Raw genomic sequence first — 24,287 nt, forward strand, 5'->3', positions numbered from 1 at the left:
ATGAAGAAGCTAATCATGCTGAGCATAGCACTTGCTGCCCTCCGGATACAGGCTCAGCAGTTTTCTCTGTATAATACCCGTACCCTGTACGATGCCTTTGAAAATCCCTCACAAAAGGCGTTCTATGCCGATAGCAGTCGCAAATACGCCTTTAACTTCCTGATACCCAACATCGGGGTAAATGCTGCCTTTTCGGGGCCGGTAGAGAATACTATCCGTACGCTTTTCTCAACCGGCAAATATAGCACAACAGGCCTTGTGCTGGGCCAGGAACAGAGCAACCAGCTTATTTCAAGCTCAAACAATTACATTGCCATGTTCCGTATATTTAAAACCGTTAAATATAACCGCGAACTGGGTTTTGCCTGGCAGGTCAGGGAAGATGTCAATATGCACCGGCTTACTAATGAAACGTTTGCCTTGCTGGATAAATTATCCCGCTTTAACGGCACACTATATCCTAATACCTTTAACAATGCAGGTTATGCGCAATTATATCACCAGTTCAGCATCAGCTACCGCGAAAACTACGACCGCAAACTGGCCCTGGGTGTCAAGCTAAGTTATTTAAGCGGCGTGGCCTTTAACCAGATGGATATTCAGCACTCGTCTATCCAGGTGGATAACACTACCAATTCGCTGCAACTTTACCTGGATGGCAGCATTAAACGTACATTCAATTACGAAAACCCGGAAGATGATATTAATCTTAAACCCGGATTCAGGAATCCCGGTATCGCCATAACCACCAGCGCCAGCTATAAATTTAACCGGGGCTGGTTTTTACTGGGAAATCTCAAAGACATTGGTTTTATCCACTGGAGCAAGCAGGCCCGCTCATACCGCATAAACGATAATATTGATATGAGCCATGTGCCGTCCACAGGTTCGGCTAAATATGTGTTAGGTCACCTGGACAGTGCGTTCAATACCCATATTGTGGGCAAAGGCTTTAACTCCATGATAAACGGTAAAGCCGAAGTACTCATCAGCAACGATAACATTGACAATTACCAACCCAGCCTGCTGATTTCTAAAAACCTGTTCTATAAGGGAATGGATATCGCATTAATTAACCGCCTGATGTATAAAAACTGGAATTTCGGTATTTCGGCGGCTTTTAACCCGGTTACCGATGTACAGCTGGGCGGAATGGTGATGTACAAAACTCCCAATTTTGAGCTGTTTACCGGCACAGATAATATTGTAAAAACCGTTAACGCCTCATCATCTGTCATAAAACAGGACGCGGGAACAAGCACCGGTTATATGGCAGGCTCGTTCTACTTTGGCTTCAGCTTTAAATTCGGCCCCGACATGGAGCACCAGGCCAATGCCAATACTATTCCCGGAATTGGTAAAGATGCCGATAAAGGCGGCTTCTTCCGGCGATTATTCGGCAAGAAAGAGAAGACGACGAAACCGAAAAGCTGATTAACAGTTGATATGGACAGTTGACAGTTGATAATGGACAGTTGACAGTTGATAATGGACAGTTGACAGTTGATAATGGACAGTTGACAATTGATAATGGCTTTTAGTCCGAAAGTTGGAAAAGTCCGGAAGACCGGAAGCTTACTCCCTCCCTTAGGGAGGGCCGGGGTGGGCTTCTATCTGCTAACCGTAGCCAAAAATTCTTTCAGGTAATAGGGCTCAAAGTAGGCGATATCCTCAAATTCCTGATGCTGAAATTTTTCATAGGCTAAAGCGCTGAGGTGTGCCGCCGAGTTGGTAAAATCATCCAAGAAAGTGGCATGTTCATGATGCAGCACCTGCTGATATTTAGGAGCGCCATCGCCAAAGAAGACTAATTTGTTCGTTGCAAGCAGGCTATCGAACGAATGTTCGTCCAGTACCTTAGCCTGCACCGGTTCTATTTCCGCTAATTGCGGGGTATAGACCGCGGTATATACCTCCATGCGCCGGGCATCAATCATGGGACATAACAGGCTGCCGGGATATTGCCCTGCCAGCGAGGCGGCCATAGCTTGTAACGTGGTCACACTAATGAGCGGAATATCCAACGCATAGCATAAACCCTTAGCCGTTGAAACGCCTATACGCAAACCGGTGTATGAGCCTGGTCCCTTACTGATGCAGACGGCATCCAGGTCGGTCATGGCTTTACCGGCAGACCGCATCACCTCCTCAATAAAAAGCGTGATGGATGCCGCGTGAATATTGGGTTCATTCCGTTCTTTTAACGCGATACATTTGCCGTTAAGCGCCAGGGCAACCGAGCAGCAGGTGGTTGCGGTTTCTAACTGTAAGATAAGTGCCATCAGGGGCAAAAGTAAGCATTGTACAGCCTGAATCAAACCGGAGGATAAAAAGCCCGGAGGCTTTTAAGAATTAGCACTAAGCCGGAGCTTAGCGCTATCGGGTCGTAACACAAAGTACGGACAGTATAGGGCACCAGAACAATTCCGCATATCAGATATTTTATTTACATTTCAAATATTGTATTTATATTTGTGTCATGCGGATATTCACAGAACAAGCCCTGAAGCTATTTGCAGAAAAGCACCCCGAGTCTAAAACAGCTTTGCAGGAATGGGTTAAAATTGTTAAAAAAAGTGAATGGACAAACTTCGCGGACGTTAAAAGTACCTTTAACACCGTTGATAATGTCGGCAACGGAAGGTTTGTTTTCAATATTAAAGGGAACGGCTTCCGTTTAGTGGCAGTAATCAGGTTCACCATTAAGTTTGTTTATATTCGTTTTGTGGGAACCCATAAAGAATATGATAACATTAACGATATTAAAAACATCTGATAATGACCAGAATAGAAAACGAAAATCAATACAATTGGGCAGTTGAAAGAGTAGAACAGCTTTTGCCCTTAGTGAATGACAACACTCCCGAAACAGATACTCATTTTATCGAACTGAAATTATTATCTGATCTAGTGGCAGATTATTCAGAGGAAAATTTCGCTATCGGCAACCCTAAGCTTTCTGATGTTTTACAGCTAAGGATGTATGAGCTGGGATTAAACCAAAAAAAACTTGCAGATCTTTTACAGGTAAGCCAGTCGAGAATAAGCGAATACCTTACGGGCAAAAGTGAGCCTACGTTAAAGGTGGCACGGACTATTAGCCAGAAGCTAAATATCAGTTCTGATATTATTTTAGGCGTTTGAGTACATATACACGGTGTGCGGTTCCTCCACTGGCACAAGTCTTATTGCCAATGCCCCAGCCTGAGATAAAAAGCCCGGAGGCTTTTAAGAATTAGCACTAAGCCGGAGCTTAGCGCTATCGGACTTGGCATAGCCAATAATTCAAAAAGCAGAAAAATGTACGTATTATCCGTAACACCGTATCTCAAAAATACGGGCTAAAGCATCGCCGTTGGTTTTGCTTATCACAACTTTTACTTCATCCGCTTTTACCCCGGTAAACGTATGTATCTTTTTACGCAGGTAATTATCCGTGACCTGTTGGGTATAAACCGGTTTCCCTTTGTAGCTGAGTACCAGCTTATAATCGGCTACGGTTTCCGGCTGCGGGCCCCTCACCTGCTTTTTCATCACCGATGCTTCGGCGGAAATACGCAGAAAACGGTTCAGACCGGTATCAAACGTAAATTCTACCGTATTGATCTGCTGCGGCTTCGGCCATTTTAAGGCTATCCATTGTTCGCTTCCGTTTAAGGGCGCCTGCCACTGGTGTGTGCTGCCATCGCCCACATTACGGTTATAGCCATCAATAACAGAAACGGCTTTTCCTTCGGCCGTTTCTACTGATGTCGAAACCTTAGCCTGCCGTGCCAGGTCGGCCGGGTCTGAATTAACGACACCGAGCAGGGCTTGATCCTGCCGTAGCAACAGTTGCTGATACGCGTTCAACAATTCTTTATTGGCATATACCTGTGCCGGACTACTATTTTTGCTGATACAAAATGCCGCGGCCGTACCTGCTGCCTGGCCTAAGGTAGCGCATGTGGCCATTACCCGCGTAGATGAGAGCGCCACGTGCGACACGCTGATGTTGCGACCGGCCATCAGCAGGTTCTTAAAGCTTTTGCTGTAGATGGAACGGAACGGAATGGAATAAGGGCCTTTGAGTTTAATGGAGCGGTACGGGTTCATGGAAGTATCGTCCATACCTTTGGGTAAATGATCGTCCAAAGGCCAGCCGCCGTAAGCTATACGATCTTCAAACAACCGGGGATTTTGTACATCCTGTTGTATCATCACGTAGTCGCCGGTAATGCGCCGGCTTTCGCGTTTGCCGGGAATCAGGCCAAACCAGGATAAAGCCCAGTTCTCTGATTCAGGATGATTTCCTGAATTTTTAATATAATCCCACACGCCAAAAAGCACGCTCATCAGATCATGCCGGATCTTTTGCCCGTCGTTCACAATATTTTCTGTTCCACCCAGTTCCAGCCACCAGTAGCCATATTCCCACGACTGTATTTTACGATACCTGAAATCGGTGAGCGTATACTTCCTGGCCCACGAGGGCGCTTTAAAAGGCATGGGCTTATCGTGTTTCTGCGCCATAAAAAGCAGGCTGTTACCCATGGTAATATCATCTGCCTTAGGCAATCCCAACGGTTCGTTCCAGGTTGATTTTGCCTCGCGGCCACGCATAAATTCCGCTCCGGCCAACGCAGCCAGCGTACCATCGCCGGTACAATCGATATAAAACTTCGCGTTTACTTCATAAAACTCTTCGGTTTGCGAACAATAGCCTTTGGCCAGTGTAATATGGTCGTTGCTGGTTTCAACCGAAAACAGCATGGTGTCCAGCAGCAGGGTAATGTTAGGCTCGTTGGCTATCTTATCGTAAAAAACGTAATCCAGCATTTCATAACAGGCCTGCGGATTGGTAACCGATTCGGTGAGCATCAGCTCTTCGATGATACCTGTTTCACGCCATATCTGCTTTAGCTGGGTTGCACCGCAGATGTGCATGCGTATCTCGCTGCTGGCATTTCCGCCAAGACGCGAACGGTTTTGAAAAAGCACTACCTTGCTGCCATTGCGGGCGGCGGCCAGCGCTGCACATACCCCGGCAAGGCCACCTCCGGCTATCAGCACATCGGCTGTTATAGCTCTTTTTACAAAAACCTCTTTCTCTTGTATGGCGTTGATCTCTTTTTTCTCGGTTTCGCCTAATACATCGAACGGGTTTAATAACAGGGCGCCTGAACCCAGGCCAACGGCTTTTAAAAAATCTCTTCTTGGTGTTTCCATGGTTAGTTCTTAGTAAGATGTAACAGTTGCTTTTTTTGTTCTGCAACTGCGGCCGGCAACTGGTCGGCTGCTACTGTAAGCTGCTTTTTCAGGCCGCTAATATCATTATTTTGAAGAATAAACAATACTTTGCTCAGTTGAAATTTATCCATTTGAGGAATATAGCTTACCAGTTGCTTTAATGCAGGCTGACTTAATTTCTGACCGCGGAATTTTTCAAGCAGGGCATTCTGCACTGTCCGTTGTGTTCCGGGAAACTTCTGCAGGATCGCCTCCTGCCCGGCCGGATCAGACCATATTGTTGCAGGTAACCGGATAAGGGCATAATGGGGCACAAAGGTGTCTTTATCGGTCAGCAGGTTTATCAACGCCTGCCGGTAAAGCGCCTGCTTATCTTTGGGCAGATGTTCAAGCACATAGATCTGGTAATCCGGCTTGCCCCAAAGGAATTGCCTGATCAGGTTATCATCCAAATGATTTTGTATATAGCTAATGATTCTCCCGGGGATCTCATCATGCACAAAATGCCACAGCGTGTACACCGTGTACACAGCTCCCGGCACAATAGATTCTGCAAATGTTTTGCTGGTTGCCCCGGTTACGGCATCAACCTTGGCTGAAAATACCTTTACACTGGTATCGATCATATCCTCGGGTTTATAATCCCGTAACAATGAATTTCCATCGGCCAGGATCTCATGCAGCCGGGCATGGTCATTCCGGGTAAACACGATATGATCAAACTTGGTCAGCGGGTGCCCTTCCGACGGTTTATAATCAGAAAATTTACCCAGCAGATCCCAGTAAATGGTGATGTCTACCGGGTAACATAAGCCATCAGTACAAACGCCTGTTTGAAGCAACGAAGAGAAATAAGCCGGTCTGCCGGATTTATCACGCCATAACAAAACATCTGCGGTAGTTGAATCTTTTACTACAACAGTAAAAACCTTCTCCGGCTGATAGTCCTGGGCAAATACAGCACACATAGGCATTATAAAGATCAACCAAGCCGGTATAATTATACGTATCAATTTAGCCGATGTCACCAGGCGCAAATTAAAAGAATTTGGCCGGAAAATCACCTGATCTGTTATATATAAATAATTAAAACCATGTTTAATCCAGCACATCCCGGTGAACTTATTCGTGAAACTATTGACGGAATTGCCGAAGAAACGGGTAAAAAGTTAACGGTAGAAGAAGTAGCAAGGGGTTTGGGTACTACACGTAAAACGCTTTCTGCAATTATAAATGGCAAACAAAGCGTTACCCCTGAAATGGCCCTCAAATTGGCCGCAGCATTTAGCAATACCACGCCGGAATTTTGGCTGCAGGTTCAGGATAGTTACGACTTGTTCCTTGCGAAAAATAGAGTTGACACTAAAAACAGTCGTGTGTTTTGGAAGGCAGCAGTGTTATAAGCTTTATAAAAATCAGCAGTAAAATAACTACAAAATAATCGTGCAAACTATTTAAAGCTTAAATCCGCTATTAACACAAATCAGATAGGAAATAGTTCGAGATTTGTAAAGTAGCCACCACTTTTAAGATGCTGCCTAAAGTTTCATTCTCCGCCATCCTGAACTTGTTTCAGGATCTGTTAAGGAGGTTCCGGATTCCCCCAGGTGCTCGGGGCGGAATGACGGTAGAATTTTTAGACAGCATCTTTTCTTATTTTAAGAGACGAGATATTTGCCTACCCGATTGAAGCAATCCCATATTTAATAATCAGCTAAATAACAATCGAACTCAGGTTAATAGTATAAAGCCTGTGGCTCGGCCTGGGATGTGTGCAAGGATCTGATATAATGATCTAACTGCAGTAAAGCAGAAACAGCTACCGCATTACATCCCGGCCAATCCATTGTTAGTAATGGCCTGCCAAAACGTACATCGAAGCCCCAGGTAGAATATGCACCTGTTTTTTGCTGGGCTTTCACAATAGCGTTACCTGCATTTATGGCTTTGGTCAGGTAATCTTTATTCCGGGTAGCCCTGTGCAAGGCCAGTAACGACATGATCCACATGCCGGTATGTACCTCCATAGGCACATAACAGGTATATTGTTCCATTACTGTAGGTGTAGGACAATGGTTAGTAACACAGGTATCGGTGGGCTGCCACATCACAAACTGGTCTTCAATATAACGGTTCAGCTTTTCAGCGATCTTTACCGAATCAGGATTTGTTTGCCCGTAATGGATCAGGTACCTGATCATCTCGTTTGTATCCCAGTGTTCCAGGTTTTGAAAAGGAGCCCGGACACCTATATCTTCATACATGCCCTGCCATCTGCTATTATTGACCGGGTTATTCATTACCCATTCAATGGCCTTTTCGCGTGATGCTGTATATTTTGCGTTGGGTTCAATTTCTTCCAGGATACCAAAAAGCCTGGCCGGCGAAACCGCATTGGAGGTATACGCTTCAACAGTTTTACCATCCCGTGGATTTACCCGGTATGGCCACGAACCATCTTCTTCCTGCAATTCAACAAAAACATTAGCAATATGGCGGGCATAATCCAGATATTTTTTATCGTTAAAGTGTCTGTATAAAGCTACCATAGCCTCTCCTACACGTGCCGCCCTGAACAACGTTATGTTTTTCCCTTCAATATATCCTTCGGTGCGGCCCTGCTCAATGGTAGAGAATGGAAATAATCCACAACGCCAATTAGCAGGGAGCCGGTTAGCCAGCAGCCAGTCGCCATATTGCTTAGCTTGTTTTAAAGCCGTTGGCGTTTGCCGGCTATCGGGAAATTGCCTGGCATAGTTCAGATAAGCAAATATAAAGCTGGGATGATGCAGAGCGGGAAAGGCCATTAGCCGGCGCTGTCCGCTGATACTTTCCTCGCAGCAGCTCCAGCATGAGCGTGGCATATCGCCTTCGAATGGTTCTACCTTATCCCGTGCGGGCGCAAGCAAATAAGCCATTGAACGCTCAATTGACTCTTTCCAGTTCAATGGTTCCTGTGCTTTACCATCAAAACCGGGCGATTTATGAAACCGCCTGCGCCAGGCTGAACATAGCGGCTTATCGTCAGCATCAACAGCCCAGGCAATTATGTCGACCGGGCCCGTGTGGATACGTTGCCAGTCATTTTCCATGTGATATTCGGGCTTATCTAAACGTATGGTCCGGGCTTTGGTATCTTTTGCGTCTGCAAAAGATACCATATAAGCTGCCGCACCTTTAATAGGTTCCCATGTCCAAAGGGGGGCGTACACATAACGGGGACTGTATGTGTTCCAACCGGTCTGAATCAGGTTAACTTCAAAGCGTACTTTTTCCTTTTTCTCGTCAGCTTGTTTCAGTATGTGGCCTGGATCTCGGCGTTCAGCCCTTGCAAGATCTACCGGAAGCAAGGCAGCTCCTACGGCTAAACCTGCATGTCCTAAAAAGCTTCGCCTTGAATGGCCGGCTTTTCTAATATTTTGCTTTTTTTCACTCATAACGCTGTTGTATTATAGTATGTAATTTCCTGTTATATTCCTGCCAGTCAGGCAGGTACCTGAACCTGATAAGATGTACCGATATATCCACCCGGGATGCTGTGTATGGCTGATCTTTTGCATATCAGGCATATTTAATGTAAAAGAATAATAGTATTACCGTAAGAATGGCCCACCAGATAAACGGATCACGAAGGCCCCGCTGCTGGGCTTTTTCTGCCGGTAAAAGCGAAAGACTTGCCCTGTTCCAGATCAAACCCTTCAATTCAGCCTCAGGCTTTGGCTTAGTTACCAGGCTTAACAAGGTGCATACGGCCATACAGAGCCAGAAAACTATCCCTGTACGGTTAAAAAAGGGCATCTGTGGAAATAAAAATTCTATAAATAATGATAATGGAATGGTTAACAATCCGGCGGCAAGCGCACCGGCAGCGGTGGTCCGTTTCCAGAGAATACCTAATAAAAACATAGTTGCAATGCCCGGGGTAAATAAACCATAGGCATTTAACAGGTATAAAAACACAGGCTTATCTGAATGAGACACCAAAATGATCGTACACAAAATGCCCAGTACAACAATGACGATCCCCGATATCCTGCCAAATCTTATAGATTGAACCTCGGTTGCGTTACTACGAAAATATGGCAGGTAGATATCCATTGTAATGATAGTGGTGCAAGAGTTGATAGCACCCGAAAGATGCGACATTACTGCCGAAATTAAACCCGCCATAACCAGCCCTACCAAACCTGCAGGCAGCAGTTTTTCAACCAATGTAGGAAACAACAGATCAGGTTTTTCCAGGTGTGGGAATAGCAGTGGTGCAACCAATGCGGGAATGGTAATGATAAGCGGGATAAGGAATTTGAGGTAATCGCCAAAAATAACACCCATACGTGCATGCCACTCATTTTTAGCCGCTAAAGTGCGCTGCACAATAAATTGATTAGTTGCACAATAAAACACACTGATACACAATAAACCTCCCAGATACATCGTCCAGGGAAAATCAGGGTCACTGGCAGGCAGCATAAGTTTCCAGTTTTTTGATGTTGCTATAACAGCAGATATCCCACCGGCGGCATGAACAGTGGCAACCGATAACGCGATCCCGCCTAACATCAGGATCATCAGCTGAAGCATCTCTGTCCAAACTACGGCACGTAAGCCTCCTGCAATAGTATAAATACCTGTTGCTATAGCCAGCAGCAGCGCACTGCTTAACACGGGCAAGGCCAGCAAGGAATGCAAGGCCAGTGCGCCAAAGTAAAGCACCGCATCAATCTCCACAAAAATATAAGTTAACAGTACCAGGATAGAATAAGTAATACGCGTACCGCTGCCAAAACGCTTTTGTAAGAATTCGGGCATGGTGTAAAAGCCATTTCTGATATAAAAAGGCAGAAATAGCCAAAGCAATGCGTTAAAGCCTATCAGTATGGCTCCCCATTCCATAGCAATAGCTACAAAGCCGCGGCTGTATGCTACACCCATAGCGCCTACCAGGTGGTGGCTACTGATATTGGAAGCTATAATGCTTCCCCCAATAATCCACCATGGCAGCTTATCACCGGCAAGAAAGTAATCCCGTTTGGTGCGCTTGCCCATACGCGACGCATACATACCTAAGGCAAGCACACCCAGTATGTACAGGCCAAAGATCACAGCATCCAGCGTTGTAAGATCTAATTTCATACCGGTATTATTTTTTATTGGCCATTAACTGTATGGCCTCGGTAGCTGTGCTGATGAGTGTTTCGAGCGAACCTTTTGCAAAGGGAGTTTGCCATACTGCATACCTATCATCGTTATACAAACCTTGCGGGGGAAGATAACCAATATGCCCGTTCACTACGTTCATTACCGCTATGGCATAAGAGGGAAAGCGCTCACGCAAATTTGTCTGAAAAAGAGAATAAGCTTCATTAGGCTGGCCGGTTAAAAATGAATTACCGAGTTGCCACACCCATAAAGGAACAGTAGCCATACTGCCGTTGCCTACGGCTTTACGCACGTTAAGCTTACGCCATAATCTTTCCTTTAATACGTGATCGGTGCAGTTTTCCCATTGCTTTTCAATAACCGACAAGGGCTCTAATTCTTTTAAGGGGAGCTTAACGCTCACAACCCGGGCAGATAGATCACGAAGCACCTGGCTCTCTTTCTGACGCCATACAGCCAGGGGGGCGCCCGATTCAACAATGCTGTCAAACGCCAGCAAATGGCCTGGTGCAAGCATAGCCTGAAGGGTTGAAAGTACCGCATAGCCTAACTGTTTGCCGTGACGTTCAGCCAATGTGGTATCACCTGAATATTGTTCGGTCGGGGCCAATTCTCCCGATGCGCCCTGAAGAAACATGCACGGAGCCTGGGTTCCATCCTGTACCACACTACGCATGGCTCCAACATAATCCGGAGAGATCAGCTGATTATCCCAAGCCAGGGTGGTAGGATGACAGGCATAGTTAACAATAGTGCCGGTTATATCGCCTTCGCTATTAGTTATGCGTCCAACCAAAAGGGTATTATCCGGAGCTGCGGCCGGGTTAAAACCAACAACCGTTCGCGTTTTCCCTGCTTCTGTCAAATCACGGTTGGCTGCCAGGTTGCAACTCCCGTAATGCCAGGTCAGGTTTGACCATGATGCTCCAGATAGCGCTTTGCGTACAGCAGCTATAGCACTGTCGCGTACATGAAGCAAATAAGGTTCAATATATTGACCGCCGGGCTTCGATACATCATCGCGACATAAACCGGGGCCTGCATGGGTATGCGACAGACAGATCATCAGGTTAGCATGATCTATTTTCAACGCATCTAATATCGCCTGGCGTACAAATCGTTCATCCTGGATGTTTTTCCACCACCCCAGGTCAACAGTGATAATTACCAGGGGCTGCGCTGTTGCAACCGACTGAAAGGTAATGCAGCCCAGTAGTAACGGCTGATGAACGCCTGTTGCCACATCCGTTTTTGCCGCACCCCAATTACGTGCATAAATGCCAACGGGGGGCGTAATATCACTTTGCGACAAACCAATAAGACCATAAAACCCGGAGTGCCTGAATTCAGGATAGATCGTTTTCATGATACGCTATGATAATAGTGATAAACCACCATCCATTACAATCGTGCTCCCTGTCATTTGGCTGTTTTCAGGGTGACAAAGATTCACCACCTGCCAGGCCACTTCATCCGGGCTGATCACTTTTTTTACAGGCACTTTTTGCCTGGCCTCTTCGGCCGCATCAGGCTGTTGTTTCCATACCCGGGCACTAAGCCCCGCAGCCACATAGCCCGGTGCAATCTCGTTTACTAATATTTGATACGGGGCCAGTTCCAGTGCCATGCACCGGCACAACATTCTGATACCGGCTTTTGAAACGCAGTATGCCGGAATGCCGGGATGCGGCGCATGTGCGGCCCAGCTACCTATAAATACTACCCGGCCCGGAATTTTGTGATGAACCATACGCCTGGTTGCCGCCTGCGTTACATAAAACGCCCCGTTTAAATTAACCTGTAATTCTTTTGACCATTGTTGGGCGGTTATGCTTTTTACATCTGCAAGCGTAACCATTGCCGCGTTGGCAATAACCATGCTGATTATACCCTGCGTGGTTTCTGTATCTATTATCCATTTGTTTACCGCGGTATCATCTGTAACATCAACAGTGGTGTAGCTGTATAAGCCTTTATAGGGTTGCAGCTCTTTCAAAAACGTGGCAGCCTCACTTTCCGGCAACAAATCTCCTATAGCAATATTTGCTCCCTGCTGTGCAAACCGGGTAACTATAGCCCGACCTATATCACCCAGGCCACCACTTATCAATACTGTTTTATCTTTAAATAAATTATCCATACCTGTTAGCCGTTAATAAGGTTACCAGTCGCCAATACTACCATCGCTGTAAAATGACCGCTGTAATACTTCTTGCTGAAAAGGATGCTTTCTGACTTCTGCTTCATTTATTTCTATACCGAGGCCAGGCAATTTGTTAGGTAACACCAACCGGCCTTTCTTTTTAACCGAATAACCTTCGGTCACTATATCTTTACGCCAGTGCACATCATTATGCACGCTCTCACAAATGATGTAAGAAGGTGTAGAAAACCCGAACTCAACAGATGCAGCAGTACTTACCGGCCCCTGGGGGTTATGAGGTGCTATTGCTACCCTGTATGCTTCGCCTAAGGCAGCAATCCGGCGTACCTCGCTTAAGCCGCCACAATGGGTAATATCTGGCTGAATGATGCTGGCTGCATGCTTTTCTAATAAATCTCTGAAGGCATATATACCAATCAGGCGTTCGCCGGTAGCTATGGGAGTTTTTACCGACCTTTGTATAAAGGCGATGTCGTCTGCTGTTTCGGGCCAGCAGGGTTCTTCTAAAAAATAAAGGCCGTATGGTTCCAGGGCTTTGGCAAACAACATACCCATTCTTGGGCTGGGCCTGGCGTGGCAATCTACCATTATATCTACTTCATCACCTACAGCCTCTCTCATGGCCCGCACACAATCTTCAGCATATTTTATAGGTTTAAGGCCTTCTATGGGCATTGTTTCGGGCACGGCCATTGATTTAAAAGCGGTAAAGCCATTTTCTACCGCCTCTTGTGCCAGCTCACCAAAACGTTTGGCGTTATCGGTTTGATAAAAGTCCTCCATTCTTCCGCCACCCAGGTGGCAATAAAGACGGATATGATCGCGTACGCGTCCTCCCCATAGTTCATGGCATGGTACACCGTGGATCTTTCCTAAAATATCCCACAGGGCTATATCAATGCCACTGATGGCCGTTCCCCTAACCACATTATCTCCATGCCAGAAATGCTGACGGTACATCATTTGCCATAGATATTCGATCCAACGCGGATCCTCGCCTACCAATAACTGAGCAATATCCTCAATAGCACCCACTACCGACCGGGTGTGCCATTCCAATGTTGCTTCGCCCCAGCCCCAAAGGCCAGGTTGATCTGTTATTACCTTAACAAATATCCAGTTGCGCATTTTGGCATGGCAAACCAGGGTTTCTATAGCGGTGATCTTCATTTTATCTGGTTAATTGATACTTACACAGATCGGTTACCTGTTTTTTTGTTCCTGAATAAATGGGCAACTACTTCCCTCGTTCTTTCTAATGTTACCTCGATATCTTTTTTATGATGGGCAAATGATATACTGCCCTGCTTAATGGGTAGCGGAAAATTAAATATGCCGTTTTCTATCAATTTTAACCGATAGGCCTTGTCCAGCTCAAAATTATGGTGCTGTGCAACATCATGAAAATCACGCGGCATATAATCCATGAAGTATACACAGAAAGCCGAGCCCTGACGGGCTATATAAAACGGCTGATCGTATTCGGAGAAAATAGTATTCAGTCCGTTCTCCATGATAAGGCCAAGCTCATTTACGTGCTGATATACACCATATTCGGCCGATGAGAGCTTGCGGAGTGTGGCAATAGCTGCCGCTGTAATAAAAGGGTGCGCATTAAATGTACCGGCTATCAGTACCCGTTTCGATTTTTCAGGATGGATAAAATAATCCATGTATTGCTTTTTTCCACCTATTACCCCCATCGGGTAGCCGTTGGCTACTGCCTTTCCGAACGTACTCAGGTCTGGTGTTACCCCGCAAAGGCTTTGATAACCGCCCAGTGCGTGCCTGAAACCGGTTTTCACCTCGTCAAATATTAAAAGGAAGCCTTTCTCATCGGCCATTGTTCTAAGTCCTTGCAGGTAACCGGGCAAAGGTTTTATAATACCAATATTCTGCAGAATCGGCTCAAGAATGATACAGGCCACCGGGTAACGTTTGGTAATATATTCTACCGATTCCAGGTCATTATAATTTACCACATGTACCAACGAGCGATGTGCAACGGGTATGCCTGCAGAAAGGCTATCGAAAGGATATTCGCCCGGGCTTACCCTGGGTCCAATATCTGCCAGATTGCTGATCACGTTACCTGCTACATCATTATGCCAGCCATTATAGCCGCCTTGCATAATGATCACATGATCGCGGCCGGTTACAGCACGTGATATACGGATAGCATGATAGGTAGCCTCTGAGCCTGTAGTGGTAAGCTGCACCGCTTCTGCCCCCGGTACACAATGGCAAAACAATTCGGCAAACTGACCTTCCAGATCGGTTGGGCCGGCACCCATTAATACCGTGTTATCATCCATAGCTTGCCGTACAGCCGCATTTACATCGGGATCGTTATGCCCCAGGAATGCTGCTGCAAAACCAGCCTGATAATCAATATATTTATTTCCTTCAATATCCCAAACATAAGCACCTTCGCCACGGGTAAAGCAGATATTAGGATCGCATTTGCGGTTAAGAGATACTACTCCACCCGGGATCCAGCGCTCATTATTTTTTAATAGCTTAGCTGATCTTGGCCAGTTATGCATGTTTAAATTTAACAGTGTTGGTTATTATAATTTTATTTATCGGTGAAATAAAGTTATGCAGCTGTTAAGCGTTACATTCTAAATAATTTGTCCAATGCTTAAACTATTTTATCCAGTTAAATAATAGCAGATCGAGCATAATGACAGTTGAGAACTATCTTATTAAGGATTTTATACTTATTTTATCAACCGGGAGGGATTTAAAGCAACCTACTCAATACCATAAATTATTTATTTGCATCTTTATGTTTTGTTTATAACGATCTTAAACCGGGGTTGATAGCAAAATAAATTTATAATGATGCAGTTTTTATAAGTATGGAGCCTATGCTATTGGATGTGGAATCCTTATTAAAAGATTCCATATACATTAAAGAGATCAAAACAAGTATATTAGATCATGACAGGTTCCATTATCATAATGCTTATGAAATAGCTTTGATCTTAAAAAGCAAGGGAACCCGGATTATTGGCGATAGCATTGAAAACTTTACCGAAGGAGACCTGGTTTTGTTAGGGCCTAATGTGCCGCATATTGCTTATTACAATAATGATGACAGCCCGGTTAAAAACAAAAAAGGATATATTATACATGCCATTGTTATTTACTTCAACCCAAACTGGTTAACTCAAACCCAGTTAGACTCTAACAACCTGGCAAAATTAAAACGGCTGTTGGATGATGCTAAACGCGGTATAAAAATAACAGGGAATACCAGGAAGAAGATCATTAAAAATATCGTTAGCTTACGAAAAGGTATTGGGCTTGAACGTATCATTATTATGCTGCATATATTACAGCTTATATCCAGTTCAAACGAGTATGAGTGCCTGGCAAGCCAGGGATATTCTAATTCATTTAGCCAGAAAGATATTAACCGGCTGGATAAGGTTTACCAATATATACGTGATAACTTTACCGAACCGATCAGGCTGGAAGATGCGGCGTATATAGCGAATATGACGCCGACAGCTTTTTGCAAGTTTTTTAAAAATAAAACCCAAAAAACATTCTCAAATTTTGTTAACGAAATAAGGATAGGGTACGCCTGCAAGCTTTTATGGAACCCCGATTTAACAATTTCTCAAATATGCTATAAATGCGGTTTTAATAACCTGACCAATTTCAACAAGAATTTTAAACGTTATACTAATATGACTCCTACAGTATATAAGATCAGTTTAAAGCACTAATCCCGATCTGTAAGAGGCGATCGGGAATCCCTAAAGTGTCAACAGACGCACCTCTATATTTGATCATCAGCCCAATAAACGTCAGGGGGCTGACCATACCATCATCACTACGCTCCGGATATAGCATTGATAATATCATACTGTGTAATGATCTCAAACCTTCCCTGCTCATCTTCTACCAGCACAGCACTGTTTTCTTTATTGATCATGGCTGATATTTTATCAATGGATGTATTCAGATCAACAAACGGAAAAGGTTTGGTTACTACAGCCTCTAACGTTTGTGATTTTACCGAAGGGTTTTCCAGCAAAGCATCCAGGATATCGCTTTCTGTAATTTTTCCCATCACTTTATCATGCTGTGTAACCGGAATTTGCGAGATATTCAGTGTTTTCATGGTATTGATAGCCTCGGTAACTGTTTTATCAATATCAATAGTTACAATCTCCTGCGATTCCCGTTTAGCCAGAATTGAACGTGCCGTAAGTTTTTCATCGGCAAGGAAACCGCGTTCACGCAGCCAGTCATCATTAAACATTTTACCCATGTAGCGTGAGCCGTGGTCATGAAAGATCACCACCACCACATCATCCGGTTTAAAATGCTGTTTCAGTTGAAGCAAGCCAGCAATAGCAGCGCCCGCCGAGTTGCCTACAAAAATGCCTTCTTTACGGGCAATTTCACGGGTCATTAGAGCGGCATCCTTATCAGTCACCTTTTCAAAATGGTCAATCACCGAAAAGTCAACGTTCCTGGGCAAAAAATCCTCGCCTATGCCTTCTGTAATGTAAGGATAGATCTCATTCTTGTCGAAGATCCCGGTCTCCTTGTACTTTTTAAATACCGAACCATAGGTATCTATTCCCCAAACTTTAATATTGGGATTTTTTTCCTTCAGGTAGCGGGCTGTTCCGGAAATAGTGCCGCCCGTGCCAACTCCAACTACCAAATGGGTAATTTTACCTTCGGTTTGCTCCCATATTTCGGGGCCGGTTTGTTCGTAATGCGCCTGCGTATTTGAGAGATTATCGTATTGATTGGGCTTCCACGAGTTAGGGGTTTCGCGTTCAAGCCGCGATGAAACGGAATAATACGACCGTGGATCTTCGGGTTCTACATTGGTGGGGCATACAATTACTTCGGCTCCAAAAGCCCGAAGCGCATCAACTTTTTCTTTAGATTGCTTATCGGTTGTAGTAAAAATACATTTATAACCTTTTATTACGGCTGCAATGGCCAATCCCATGCCGGTATTGCCTGATGTTCCTTCTATAATGGTTCCGCCGGGTTTTAGCTTTCCTTCCCGCTCGGCATCTTCTATCATTTTTACCGCCATACGGTCTTTAATGGAATTTCCGGGATTTGTAGTTTCTATCTTCGCCAGAATAGTTCCAGGCACATCTTTTACAATTTTGTTCAGCTTTACAAGCGGCGTATTGCCAATGGTCTCTAAAATATTGTTATACCACATAAATTAAGTTAAAAGTAAAAGTCACAAATCAAAACCCCGAAAGGCCGTTCAATGGCTCTAAAAGCCCCAAGACAAAGGTAGCAATTATGTACCTGAGAGAATGCCTGCAAGCAAACAAATAAACGTGAACTATGCCCAGCTATTCTAACCGGCAGTTTATTGTTGTAAAAACCACGCTATGTATGCAGGCAACTGGGAACCCAGGTAATAGGGTAAATTCATTAACGTATATGGCTGCTTATTGGGAGTTTGCGTTTGTATAACAGAAAATGAGCCTCCGTATATCCTGACGGCGTGGCGCACTCCTGAAATTTCGATGAACTGATGCAAGGAACGTAATGAGCCCGTAGCTCCTGATTTAATCTCAACGGGGACAACATTACTTCCGGATGTATAAAGCATGTCTACCTCAGCCTGCGACTGACTTTTCTCTCTTACCCAGAATATTGGAACAATATCCCGCTGGTTTTGAAGGGCGCTTACCTCCTGTGCAATAATATGCGGGATAATACTTCCCTTATATGCATTGCTCAGATCGTCCATAGCCAGCATCTCCGCCTGGATGTTCAGGCTGTAATTAACCAGTCCTGTATCAAGAAATTGTAACCGTGGCGACTTTTTAAGGTCAGGACGCAAGGGTGGCTGCACATCTGTGGTAGGATAGATCAACCGTATGATCCGGGCATCATGCAATGTCCTGAAAGCCTCACCTACTTCCCTGGATCGATAGTTGGAATTGCCAAAACCCTGAAATTTAACCCGCTCATCCACATAGAGTGGGGCTGTATCCATGATATGCCTGATGATTTTTCTCTCCGTAGGATTACTGGTATATTTCTCGATATCATTCTTGTAAGTTGCCCATATCCCCTCATATACCCGTGTTAAATCAGACAGACTTTTTTTCCGGATATCTGTTTTTACCACTTCTGGCATGCCTCCGGTAATAACATACCTGTTAAAAATGTCCATCAAAACAGTGTGGGCAGCAGGCTTAACAGGCACGGCAGTAAGCTGTGCCACTAAGTCTTCCCGGCCAATAGCTGTTAAATATTCGGGGAAGTTTAAGGGATGGAGATATAAAAATTCTACCCGGCCAACCGGAAAACTCTTTACTTTTTGAAGCGCAAACTCCAGTAGCGAGCCGGCACTGATCACGTGTAACCGGGGCATATCTTCATAAAAGTACCGCAGCTGCTGAATGGCCGCGGGGCACTCCTGTATCTCGTCTATAAATAATAAAGTATCTGCTGCATTGGCAGACGGAATGCCGTGGGCTATGAACAGGGCTTCGGTAAGGGTACCCACATCGGTATATTGTTCAAAATAGCTACGGTCATCCGACCTCTCCAGGTTTAGCAGTATACTGTGCTTGTACGTACGGCAAAAATCGCGTACAAGCGTTGTTTTGCCCACCTGCCTTGCCCCTCTGATGACCAATGGCTTCCTTGTTTCGCTTGATTTCCAATACGATAAGCGTTCTTCTGCTATACGTTTAAAAGTCATTTTCGACAAACAAAGTGCACTATTTGTAACAAAACAAAGGCAAAATTAGGATAAATTTGTAACAAAACAAGGGCAATTTATCAAAGATATTGTAACAAAGCAAGGGCAATTTAAAGCAAAATGTGTAACAGAACAAGGGCAAATCACAAGAGCTATTTGCTTTTTATGGGCTTCAGACCGCCCTGCGATCTTTAAAACTTGAGGTGCTTTACTGTTAAGCCATTATTGATGAGCTGCCGCAATGAATCTATACCTATGCGTAACTGCGTTTCCACGTATTGCTCGGTAACTTTAGAGTCGCTTTCGGTAGTTTTTACACCTTCGGGAATCATTGGCTGGTCTGATATCAGCAACAGCGCCCCGGTTGGTATTTTATTAGCGAAACCAGTGCTAAATATGGTTGCCGTTTCCATGTCAATGGCCATGGCCCGCAAGGTTTTCAGGTATTTTTTGAAATTCTTATCGTGCTCCCATACCCGCCGGTTGGTAGTATAAACCGTTCCGGTCCAGTAATCGCGTTGATAATCCCTGATGGTAGTTGATATGGCTTTTTGCAGAGCGAATGCCGGAAGAGCCGGAACTTCGGGAGGAAAATAGTCATTGGAAGTTCCTTCGCCCCGTATAGCTGCAATGGGCAAAATCAGATCGCCAATACTGTTCTTCTTTTTTAAACCGCCGCATTTACCCAGAAAAAGAACAGCCTTTGGCTTAATAGCGCTCAATAGATCCATCATGGTTGCTGCCAGCGGACTGCCCATCCCAAAGTTTATAATGGTAATTCCGTTTGCCGATACGCTCTGCATGGGTTTATCCAGTCCCATAATAGGTGCATTATCATGCCATTCTGAAAACAGCTGCAAATACCTGGAGAAGTTAGTTAGTAAAATAAAATCCGTAAACTCTTTCAGAGGCCTCCCTGTATATCGCGGCAGCCAGTTATTTACAATATCTTCTTTCGATTTGAGCCCCTTCTTTACGGGACTTTCTACCTCTTTTACCTGCTTTGCCTGCGCTACAATGGCTTCATCTTTTTTTACTTCTGTATGCTCGTTCATACTCCTGTTATTAAGCAAAAATCCCCCGCTTTCGGCGGGGGACTGGTTATGCCACTTTTAATTTTTTGATATCTGACTTGGCAAATTTTTCTATCGCATAATCGAGTGTGATGTACAGCTCCTTATCATGTTCCTTGTCTGATGGAACTTCAAACATGGCATCGATCATGATTGCTTCGCAGATGGATCTTAATCCGCGGGCTCCCAGCTTAAACTCCATCGCCTTATCTACAATAAACTCCAGCACATCTTTATCAAACTCCAGGTCGATATTTTCATATTCAAACAGCTTTTTATACTGTTTTATCAGGGAGTTTTTAGGCTCGGTTAAGATATTCAGCAACGCATTCCGATCAAGCGGATTTAAATGCGTAACTACAGGCAAGCGACCGATCAGCTCAGGTATCAGACCAAAAGCCTTTAAATCCTGGGGTGTGATATATTTATAGAGGTTTTTCAGATCGATCTCCACCTCATCTTTCTTCACCTTATATCCTACGGTTTGGGTGCGCAGCCTGTTGGCAATTTTCTTTTCGATACCGTCAAATGCACCGCCGCAAATAAACAGGATATTGCTGGTATTTACAGCTATCATTTTTTGATCCGGATGCTTGCGACCTCCTTGCGGCGGAACATTTACTACCGTACCTTCCAGGATTTTTAATAAGGCCTGCTGTACACCCTCGCCCGAAACATCCCGGGTAATGGATGGATTATCGCTTTTACGGGCAATTTTGTCCACTTCGTCGATGTACACAATACCGCGTTCTGCGGCGGTAACATCGTAATCTGCGGCCTGTAATAACCGGGTTAATATACTTTCAACATCCTCGCCTACGTAACCGGCTTCGGTTAATACGGTTGCATCGCAAATGCAGAAAGGTACGTGCAGAATTTTGGCAATGGTTTTAGCCAGTAAGGTTTTGCCGGTTCCTGTCTCGCCAACCATGATGATGTTTGATTTTTCAATCTCGATCTCATCTTTTTCTACCTTCTGGTTGAGGCGCTTGTAATGGTTGTAAACCGCTACAGCGAGCACTTTCTTGGCATCGTCCTGCCCGATAACATATTGATCAATATGCGCTTTGATTTCGGCAGGCTTCAGTAAGGTAAAATTGCCTTGCGGCGATTTACTTTTACGGGGCCCCAGCTCTTCGGTAAGTATCTGATTGGCCTGGGCCACACATTTATCGCATATATGCGCATCCAGTCCGGCTATTAGCATTAACGTATCCTGCTTACCAGATCCGCAAAAAGAGCACCGGACGTCTTTTATGTTTTTAGCCATTGTTATTTTCTTTTGTTGCTCCCAGCACTTCATCAATCATACCAAATTCTTTTGCTTCCTGTGCAATCATCCAGTAATCACGGTCTGATGCATCATGAACTTTCTGATATTCCTGACCACTGTGCTTTGCAAGGATCTCGTATAATTCACGCTTTAATTTTAAAATTTCACGGGCTGTGATCTCAATGTCTGAAGCCTGGCCCTGAACACCACCCAGGGGCTGGTGGATCATTACCCGGGAATGTGGTAAAGCGGCACGTTTGCCCGCAGTTCCGGCACATAACAGTACGGCAGCCATAGAAGCAGCCATACCGGTACAAATGGTTGCTACGTCGGGACTGATGTACTGCATGGTATCGTAAATTCCTAAACCGGCATAAACAGAGCCTCCCGGCGAGTTAATGTATATCTGGATATCGCGTTTGGCATCTGTTGACTGTAAAAACAGCAGCTGTGCCTGTATGATATTCGCATTGGCATCATAAATGGCATCGCCCATAAATATAATGCGATCCATCATTAAGCGTGAAAACACGTCCATCTGCGCCACATTCAGCTGTCTTTCTTCTATAATATAAGGCGTCATACCCATAGGAAGGGCATTTTTTTCTACCCGTGATATAAAGCCATCAACATGTAAACTATTAATGCGCTGATGCTTTACTGCATATTTTCTAAATTCGTTCTTATCTATTTTCATGAGCTTATATTGTTTTAATAATGAATGTACTCTTAATGATCTATGCGATAATGTGATGAATTAATTATCGCTAAAATATATATTTTAGTTTAGACTACGGTTATATCAGCGTCAATTCTATTTGAGATGTGAGATATGAGACGTGAGATGTGAGATGTGAGATGTGAGATGCTGGCCTCTAACCAATAAAGTTTACCGGATAAAAGAAATGCCGGAATAATCCGGCATGACCTGCAGGCTTTGTGAGCCTTATATTTTTACTGTACAGCTTTTTGCTTACGCTAATTCCAGGAACTTGTTATAAGCAATCTTCTTTTTATCAAGCGTAACTACCGTTTTAAGATGATCAAATACTTTCTGCGCTTTTACTTCTTCAATAATGCGGTTGGCATTTTCTTTATTCTGTAAAAATTGTACAGTGTATTGTGATAACTGATCTTCGGGTAATGGTTGTGGACTGTACATCCTGAATTGTGCATCTAAGCGCAGCTTAGCAGCATGAAACACCTCTTCGTACTTAATTTCGATGTTATTATCCTTGATGATCTTGTTTTCAATCAGTGTCCATTTCAGGTTGCGGGCAAATTCATCATAACCCTGAGCCAGCTCTTCTTCGGTAAGCTTCTCGTTGGTTGCTTTTAACCAGCGTTTTAAAAACTCATCGGGTAGCTGAAAATCTATTTTGGATAATACAAAAGCATGAAGATCGGTTTGCAGGCGCTGCTCGGCGTTTTGCTCCATCATTGCCTCCAGCTCCTTTTCAATCCGGGCCTTAAATTCTTCCTCGGTTTTAACCTCGTCTTTACCAAATAATTTATCAAAGAACTCCTGATTTAAATCGCTTTCTTCCAGACGGTTAATATTTTTTACGGTTAACCGGAAGTTTGATTTTAAATCTTTAGCATCTTCTTCACTGATATTCAGCAACCTGGCAATTTGCTCTGTATCGTTATCTAAGGCCTTCTGAATGTCAATGTCTACCGTATCGTCTTTTTTCAGGCCAATAAGCGACTTTTTAATTTTCGCATTTTTAACCTGGTCTAAACGCAATGTAGTGGTGCTGTTTATACCACCTTCAAAAACAGAGCCATCGGCTGCCAGCTGCTGAAATTCGGCATACAGCATGTCACCATCTGCCGAAACGTCAGGATTAGTGCGTTTACCATAGCTTTTGCGCAGGTTTGATATGCGTGATTCTAAGGTTTCCGGATCAACGGTAATATCGTACGAAGTGATTTTATCTTTGGATGAAAAATCAATGGTAAATTCGGGAGCCAGCCCTAACTCGTAATCGAACTCAAAATTATCGTTAAAATCCCAGTTAAACTGTGTATCAACCGGCTTGGGTAGCGGCTGACCTAAAATTTCGAGCTTATTGTCGTTGATGTAGTTGTTTAAGGTATCGGCAAGCAGATTATTTACTTCATCTACCAGGATGCTTTTACCATACATTTTTCTGATATGTGCAGGAGGCACCATACCGGGACGAAAGCCTGGTATTTTTGCTTTCTTAGCATGTTCTTTTATTGCTTTGTCAACACGTGCCTGATAATCTTCGGGATTGATGTTAATTTTTACTACCGAATTCAGGTTATCAATTTTCTCCTGTGTAATGTTCATTTGTTTTTGCGTTTATTGCCTCAATACAAAAAAACCCGGTTTTGAGCCGGGGTTAATTCAGTGCGGAAGAAGGGACTCGAACCCCCACGCCTCGCGGCGCCAGATCCTAAGTCTGGTGCGGCTACCAATTACGCCACTTCCGCATATAGGATTTATGTTAAAACAATCTTTAATCACCGTTATGATTAAGAATTATTTTGGTCGGCAAAGATACATTTAAAATTCAAAAGTAAAAAGCAAAAAGTAAAAAAGCAGTAGTTATCCAGAGAGGGTATCTCAAAAGTCAGCAAAACCATCAATTTACAGTCACGCTGACCCCGAAGTCTCGGGGGAAGCGCTTGTAGCCATGATGA

20 protein-coding genes and 1 tRNA gene are annotated in these 24,287 nt (G+C 44.3%); 5 read left to right on the top strand and 16 right to left on the bottom strand.

Features of this window, described 5'->3' with window-relative positions:
* Complete coding sequence (locus tag FW774_RS11245; RefSeq protein WP_149348266.1) at window positions 1–1,434, top strand: DUF5723 family protein; 1,434 nt, start codon at window positions 1–3, stop codon at window positions 1,432–1,434.
* 176 nt (window positions 1,435–1,610) lie between these two features.
* On the opposite strand, the gene tsaB is transcribed toward FW774_RS11245, so the two are convergent.
* Window positions 1,611–2,282, bottom strand: a complete 672-nt coding sequence (gene tsaB, locus FW774_RS11250; protein WP_149348267.1) for a tRNA (adenosine(37)-N6)-threonylcarbamoyltransferase complex dimerization subunit type 1 TsaB — start codon at window positions 2,280–2,282, stop codon at window positions 1,611–1,613.
* A gap of 197 nt (window positions 2,283–2,479) precedes the next feature.
* On the opposite strand from tsaB, the gene FW774_RS11255 reads away from it, so the two are divergent.
* Window positions 2,480–2,776, top strand: coding sequence for a type II toxin-antitoxin system HigB family toxin (locus tag FW774_RS11255; protein ID WP_149348268.1), 297 nt, complete (start codon window positions 2,480–2,482; stop codon window positions 2,774–2,776).
* A gap of 2 nt (window positions 2,777–2,778) precedes the next feature.
* The gene (locus FW774_RS11260; protein WP_149348269.1) at window positions 2,779–3,144 is read left to right on the top strand and encodes a type II toxin-antitoxin system HigA family antitoxin; all 366 of its coding nucleotides are present in this window, start codon (window positions 2,779–2,781) and stop codon (window positions 3,142–3,144) included.
* 165 nt (window positions 3,145–3,309) lie between these two features.
* Here the strand turns inward: FW774_RS11260 and FW774_RS11265 are convergent, their stop codons facing one another.
* Together FW774_RS11265 and FW774_RS11270 are read right to left on the bottom strand one after the other, a co-directional pair.
* A complete protein-coding gene (locus FW774_RS11265) occupies window positions 3,310–5,208 on the bottom strand; it encodes an FAD-dependent oxidoreductase (protein ID WP_149348270.1) in 1,899 nt (632 codons plus the stop codon).
* 2 nt (window positions 5,209–5,210) lie between these two features.
* The gene (locus FW774_RS11270; protein WP_149348271.1) at window positions 5,211–6,197 is read right to left on the bottom strand and encodes a hypothetical protein; all 987 of its coding nucleotides are present in this window, start codon (window positions 6,195–6,197) and stop codon (window positions 5,211–5,213) included.
* A 126-nt stretch (window positions 6,198–6,323) separates the two neighbouring features.
* Between FW774_RS11270 and FW774_RS11275 the strand changes: the two genes are divergently transcribed.
* Window positions 6,324–6,632 (top strand): HigA family addiction module antitoxin, encoded by a 309-nt coding sequence (locus FW774_RS11275; protein ID WP_149348272.1) that lies wholly within the window; start codon window positions 6,324–6,326, stop codon window positions 6,630–6,632.
* 333 nt (window positions 6,633–6,965) lie between these two features.
* Here FW774_RS11275 and FW774_RS11280 read toward each other — a convergent pair whose 3' ends face one another.
* The 6 genes from FW774_RS11280 to FW774_RS11305 all read right to left on the bottom strand — a co-directional run bounded on the left by FW774_RS11280 (window position 6,966) and on the right by FW774_RS11305 (window position 15,099).
* Complete coding sequence (locus FW774_RS11280; protein ID WP_149348273.1) at window positions 6,966–8,666, bottom strand: hypothetical protein; 1,701 nt, start codon at window positions 8,664–8,666, stop codon at window positions 6,966–6,968.
* A 124-nt stretch (window positions 8,667–8,790) separates the two neighbouring features.
* A complete protein-coding gene (locus tag FW774_RS11285) occupies window positions 8,791–10,362 on the bottom strand; it encodes an SLC5 family protein (protein WP_149348274.1) in 1,572 nt (523 codons plus the stop codon).
* 7 nt (window positions 10,363–10,369) lie between these two features.
* The gene (locus tag FW774_RS11290) at window positions 10,370–11,755 is read right to left on the bottom strand and encodes a neutral/alkaline non-lysosomal ceramidase N-terminal domain-containing protein (protein ID WP_149348275.1); all 1,386 of its coding nucleotides are present in this window, start codon (window positions 11,753–11,755) and stop codon (window positions 10,370–10,372) included.
* Between the two features lie 6 nt (window positions 11,756–11,761).
* Window positions 11,762–12,529, bottom strand: a complete 768-nt coding sequence (locus FW774_RS11295; protein WP_149348276.1) for an SDR family NAD(P)-dependent oxidoreductase — start codon at window positions 12,527–12,529, stop codon at window positions 11,762–11,764.
* A gap of 21 nt (window positions 12,530–12,550) precedes the next feature.
* A complete protein-coding gene (gene dgoD / locus FW774_RS11300) occupies window positions 12,551–13,723 on the bottom strand; it encodes a galactonate dehydratase (protein ID WP_149348277.1) in 1,173 nt (390 codons plus the stop codon).
* A 20-nt stretch (window positions 13,724–13,743) separates the two neighbouring features.
* Window positions 13,744–15,099 carry an aspartate aminotransferase family protein gene (locus FW774_RS11305; protein WP_149348278.1) on the bottom strand — a complete coding sequence of 452 codons (1,356 nt, stop codon included), beginning with the start codon at window positions 15,097–15,099 and terminating at the stop codon, window positions 13,744–13,746.
* Between the two features lie 339 nt (window positions 15,100–15,438).
* On the opposite strand from FW774_RS11305, the gene FW774_RS11310 reads away from it, so the two are divergent.
* Window positions 15,439–16,293, top strand: coding sequence for an AraC family transcriptional regulator (locus tag FW774_RS11310; protein ID WP_187774875.1), 855 nt, complete (start codon window positions 15,439–15,441; stop codon window positions 16,291–16,293).
* Between the two features lie 107 nt (window positions 16,294–16,400).
* On the opposite strand, the gene FW774_RS11315 is transcribed toward FW774_RS11310, so the two are convergent.
* The 7 genes from FW774_RS11315 to FW774_RS11345 form a co-directional block, all read right to left on the bottom strand.
* Window positions 16,401–17,765, bottom strand: coding sequence for a pyridoxal-phosphate dependent enzyme (locus FW774_RS11315; RefSeq protein ID WP_149348280.1), 1,365 nt, complete (start codon window positions 17,763–17,765; stop codon window positions 16,401–16,403).
* Window positions 17,766–17,921: 156 nt separating this feature from the next.
* Window positions 17,922–19,271, bottom strand: coding sequence for an ATP-binding protein (locus tag FW774_RS11320; protein ID WP_149348281.1), 1,350 nt, complete (start codon window positions 19,269–19,271; stop codon window positions 17,922–17,924).
* Between the two features lie 191 nt (window positions 19,272–19,462).
* Complete coding sequence (locus FW774_RS11325; RefSeq protein WP_149348282.1) at window positions 19,463–20,326, bottom strand: AMP nucleosidase; 864 nt, start codon at window positions 20,324–20,326, stop codon at window positions 19,463–19,465.
* Between the two features lie 46 nt (window positions 20,327–20,372).
* Entirely contained in the window at window positions 20,373–21,614 is a 1,242-nt protein-coding gene (clpX, locus tag FW774_RS11330; protein WP_149348283.1) for an ATP-dependent Clp protease ATP-binding subunit ClpX, read from the bottom strand.
* Window positions 21,607–22,314, bottom strand: coding sequence for an ATP-dependent Clp endopeptidase proteolytic subunit ClpP (gene clpP, locus FW774_RS11335; protein ID WP_149348284.1), 708 nt, complete (start codon window positions 22,312–22,314; stop codon window positions 21,607–21,609). The genes clpX and clpP overlap by 8 nt, the downstream gene beginning before the upstream one ends.
* Window positions 22,315–22,590: 276 nt before the next feature.
* The gene (gene tig / locus FW774_RS11340; protein ID WP_149348285.1) at window positions 22,591–23,934 is read right to left on the bottom strand and encodes a trigger factor; all 1,344 of its coding nucleotides are present in this window, start codon (window positions 23,932–23,934) and stop codon (window positions 22,591–22,593) included.
* 61 nt (window positions 23,935–23,995) lie between these two features.
* Window positions 23,996–24,077: transfer RNA gene (locus tag FW774_RS11345), tRNA-Leu, on the bottom strand.
* Window positions 24,078–24,287: the final 210 nt, after the last annotated feature.

This window comes from Pedobacter sp. BS3 (assembly GCF_008274585.1).
Lineage (GTDB): Bacteria > Bacteroidota > Bacteroidia > Sphingobacteriales > Sphingobacteriaceae > Hufsiella_A.

Coding starts and splice junctions, on each gene's coding strand:
- FW774_RS11285 (WP_149348274.1), bottom strand. CDS start 10,362: ATGAAATTAGATCTTACAACGCTGGATGCTGTGATCTTTGGCCTGTAC.
- FW774_RS11260 (WP_149348269.1), top strand. CDS start 2,779: ATGACCAGAATAGAAAACGAAAATCAATACAATTGGGCAGTTGAAAGA.
- clpP (WP_149348284.1), bottom strand. CDS start 22,314: ATGAAAATAGATAAGAACGAATTTAGAAAATATGCAGTAAAGCATCAG.
- FW774_RS11305 (WP_149348278.1), bottom strand. CDS start 15,099: ATGCATAACTGGCCAAGATCAGCTAAGCTATTAAAAAATAATGAGCGC.
- FW774_RS11320 (WP_149348281.1), bottom strand. CDS start 19,271: ATGACTTTTAAACGTATAGCAGAAGAACGCTTATCGTATTGGAAATCA.
- FW774_RS11325 (WP_149348282.1), bottom strand. CDS start 20,326: ATGAACGAGCATACAGAAGTAAAAAAAGATGAAGCCATTGTAGCGCAG.
- dgoD (WP_149348277.1), bottom strand. CDS start 13,723: ATGAAGATCACCGCTATAGAAACCCTGGTTTGCCATGCCAAAATGCGC.
- FW774_RS11295 (WP_149348276.1), bottom strand. CDS start 12,529: ATGGATAATTTATTTAAAGATAAAACAGTATTGATAAGTGGTGGCCTG.
- FW774_RS11245 (WP_149348266.1), top strand. CDS start 1: ATGAAGAAGCTAATCATGCTGAGCATAGCACTTGCTGCCCTCCGGATA.
- FW774_RS11265 (WP_149348270.1), bottom strand. CDS start 5,208: ATGGAAACACCAAGAAGAGATTTTTTAAAAGCCGTTGGCCTGGGTTCA.
- FW774_RS11270 (WP_149348271.1), bottom strand. CDS start 6,197: ATGTGTGCTGTATTTGCCCAGGACTATCAGCCGGAGAAGGTTTTTACT.
- FW774_RS11255 (WP_149348268.1), top strand. CDS start 2,480: ATGCGGATATTCACAGAACAAGCCCTGAAGCTATTTGCAGAAAAGCAC.
- clpX (WP_149348283.1), bottom strand. CDS start 21,614: ATGGCTAAAAACATAAAAGACGTCCGGTGCTCTTTTTGCGGATCTGGT.
- FW774_RS11290 (WP_149348275.1), bottom strand. CDS start 11,755: ATGAAAACGATCTATCCTGAATTCAGGCACTCCGGGTTTTATGGTCTT.
- FW774_RS11275 (WP_149348272.1), top strand. CDS start 6,324: ATGTTTAATCCAGCACATCCCGGTGAACTTATTCGTGAAACTATTGAC.
- tig (WP_149348285.1), bottom strand. CDS start 23,934: ATGAACATTACACAGGAGAAAATTGATAACCTGAATTCGGTAGTAAAA.
- FW774_RS11315 (WP_149348280.1), bottom strand. CDS start 17,765: ATGTGGTATAACAATATTTTAGAGACCATTGGCAATACGCCGCTTGTA.
- FW774_RS11280 (WP_149348273.1), bottom strand. CDS start 8,666: ATGAGTGAAAAAAAGCAAAATATTAGAAAAGCCGGCCATTCAAGGCGA.
- tsaB (WP_149348267.1), bottom strand. CDS start 2,282: ATGGCACTTATCTTACAGTTAGAAACCGCAACCACCTGCTGCTCGGTT.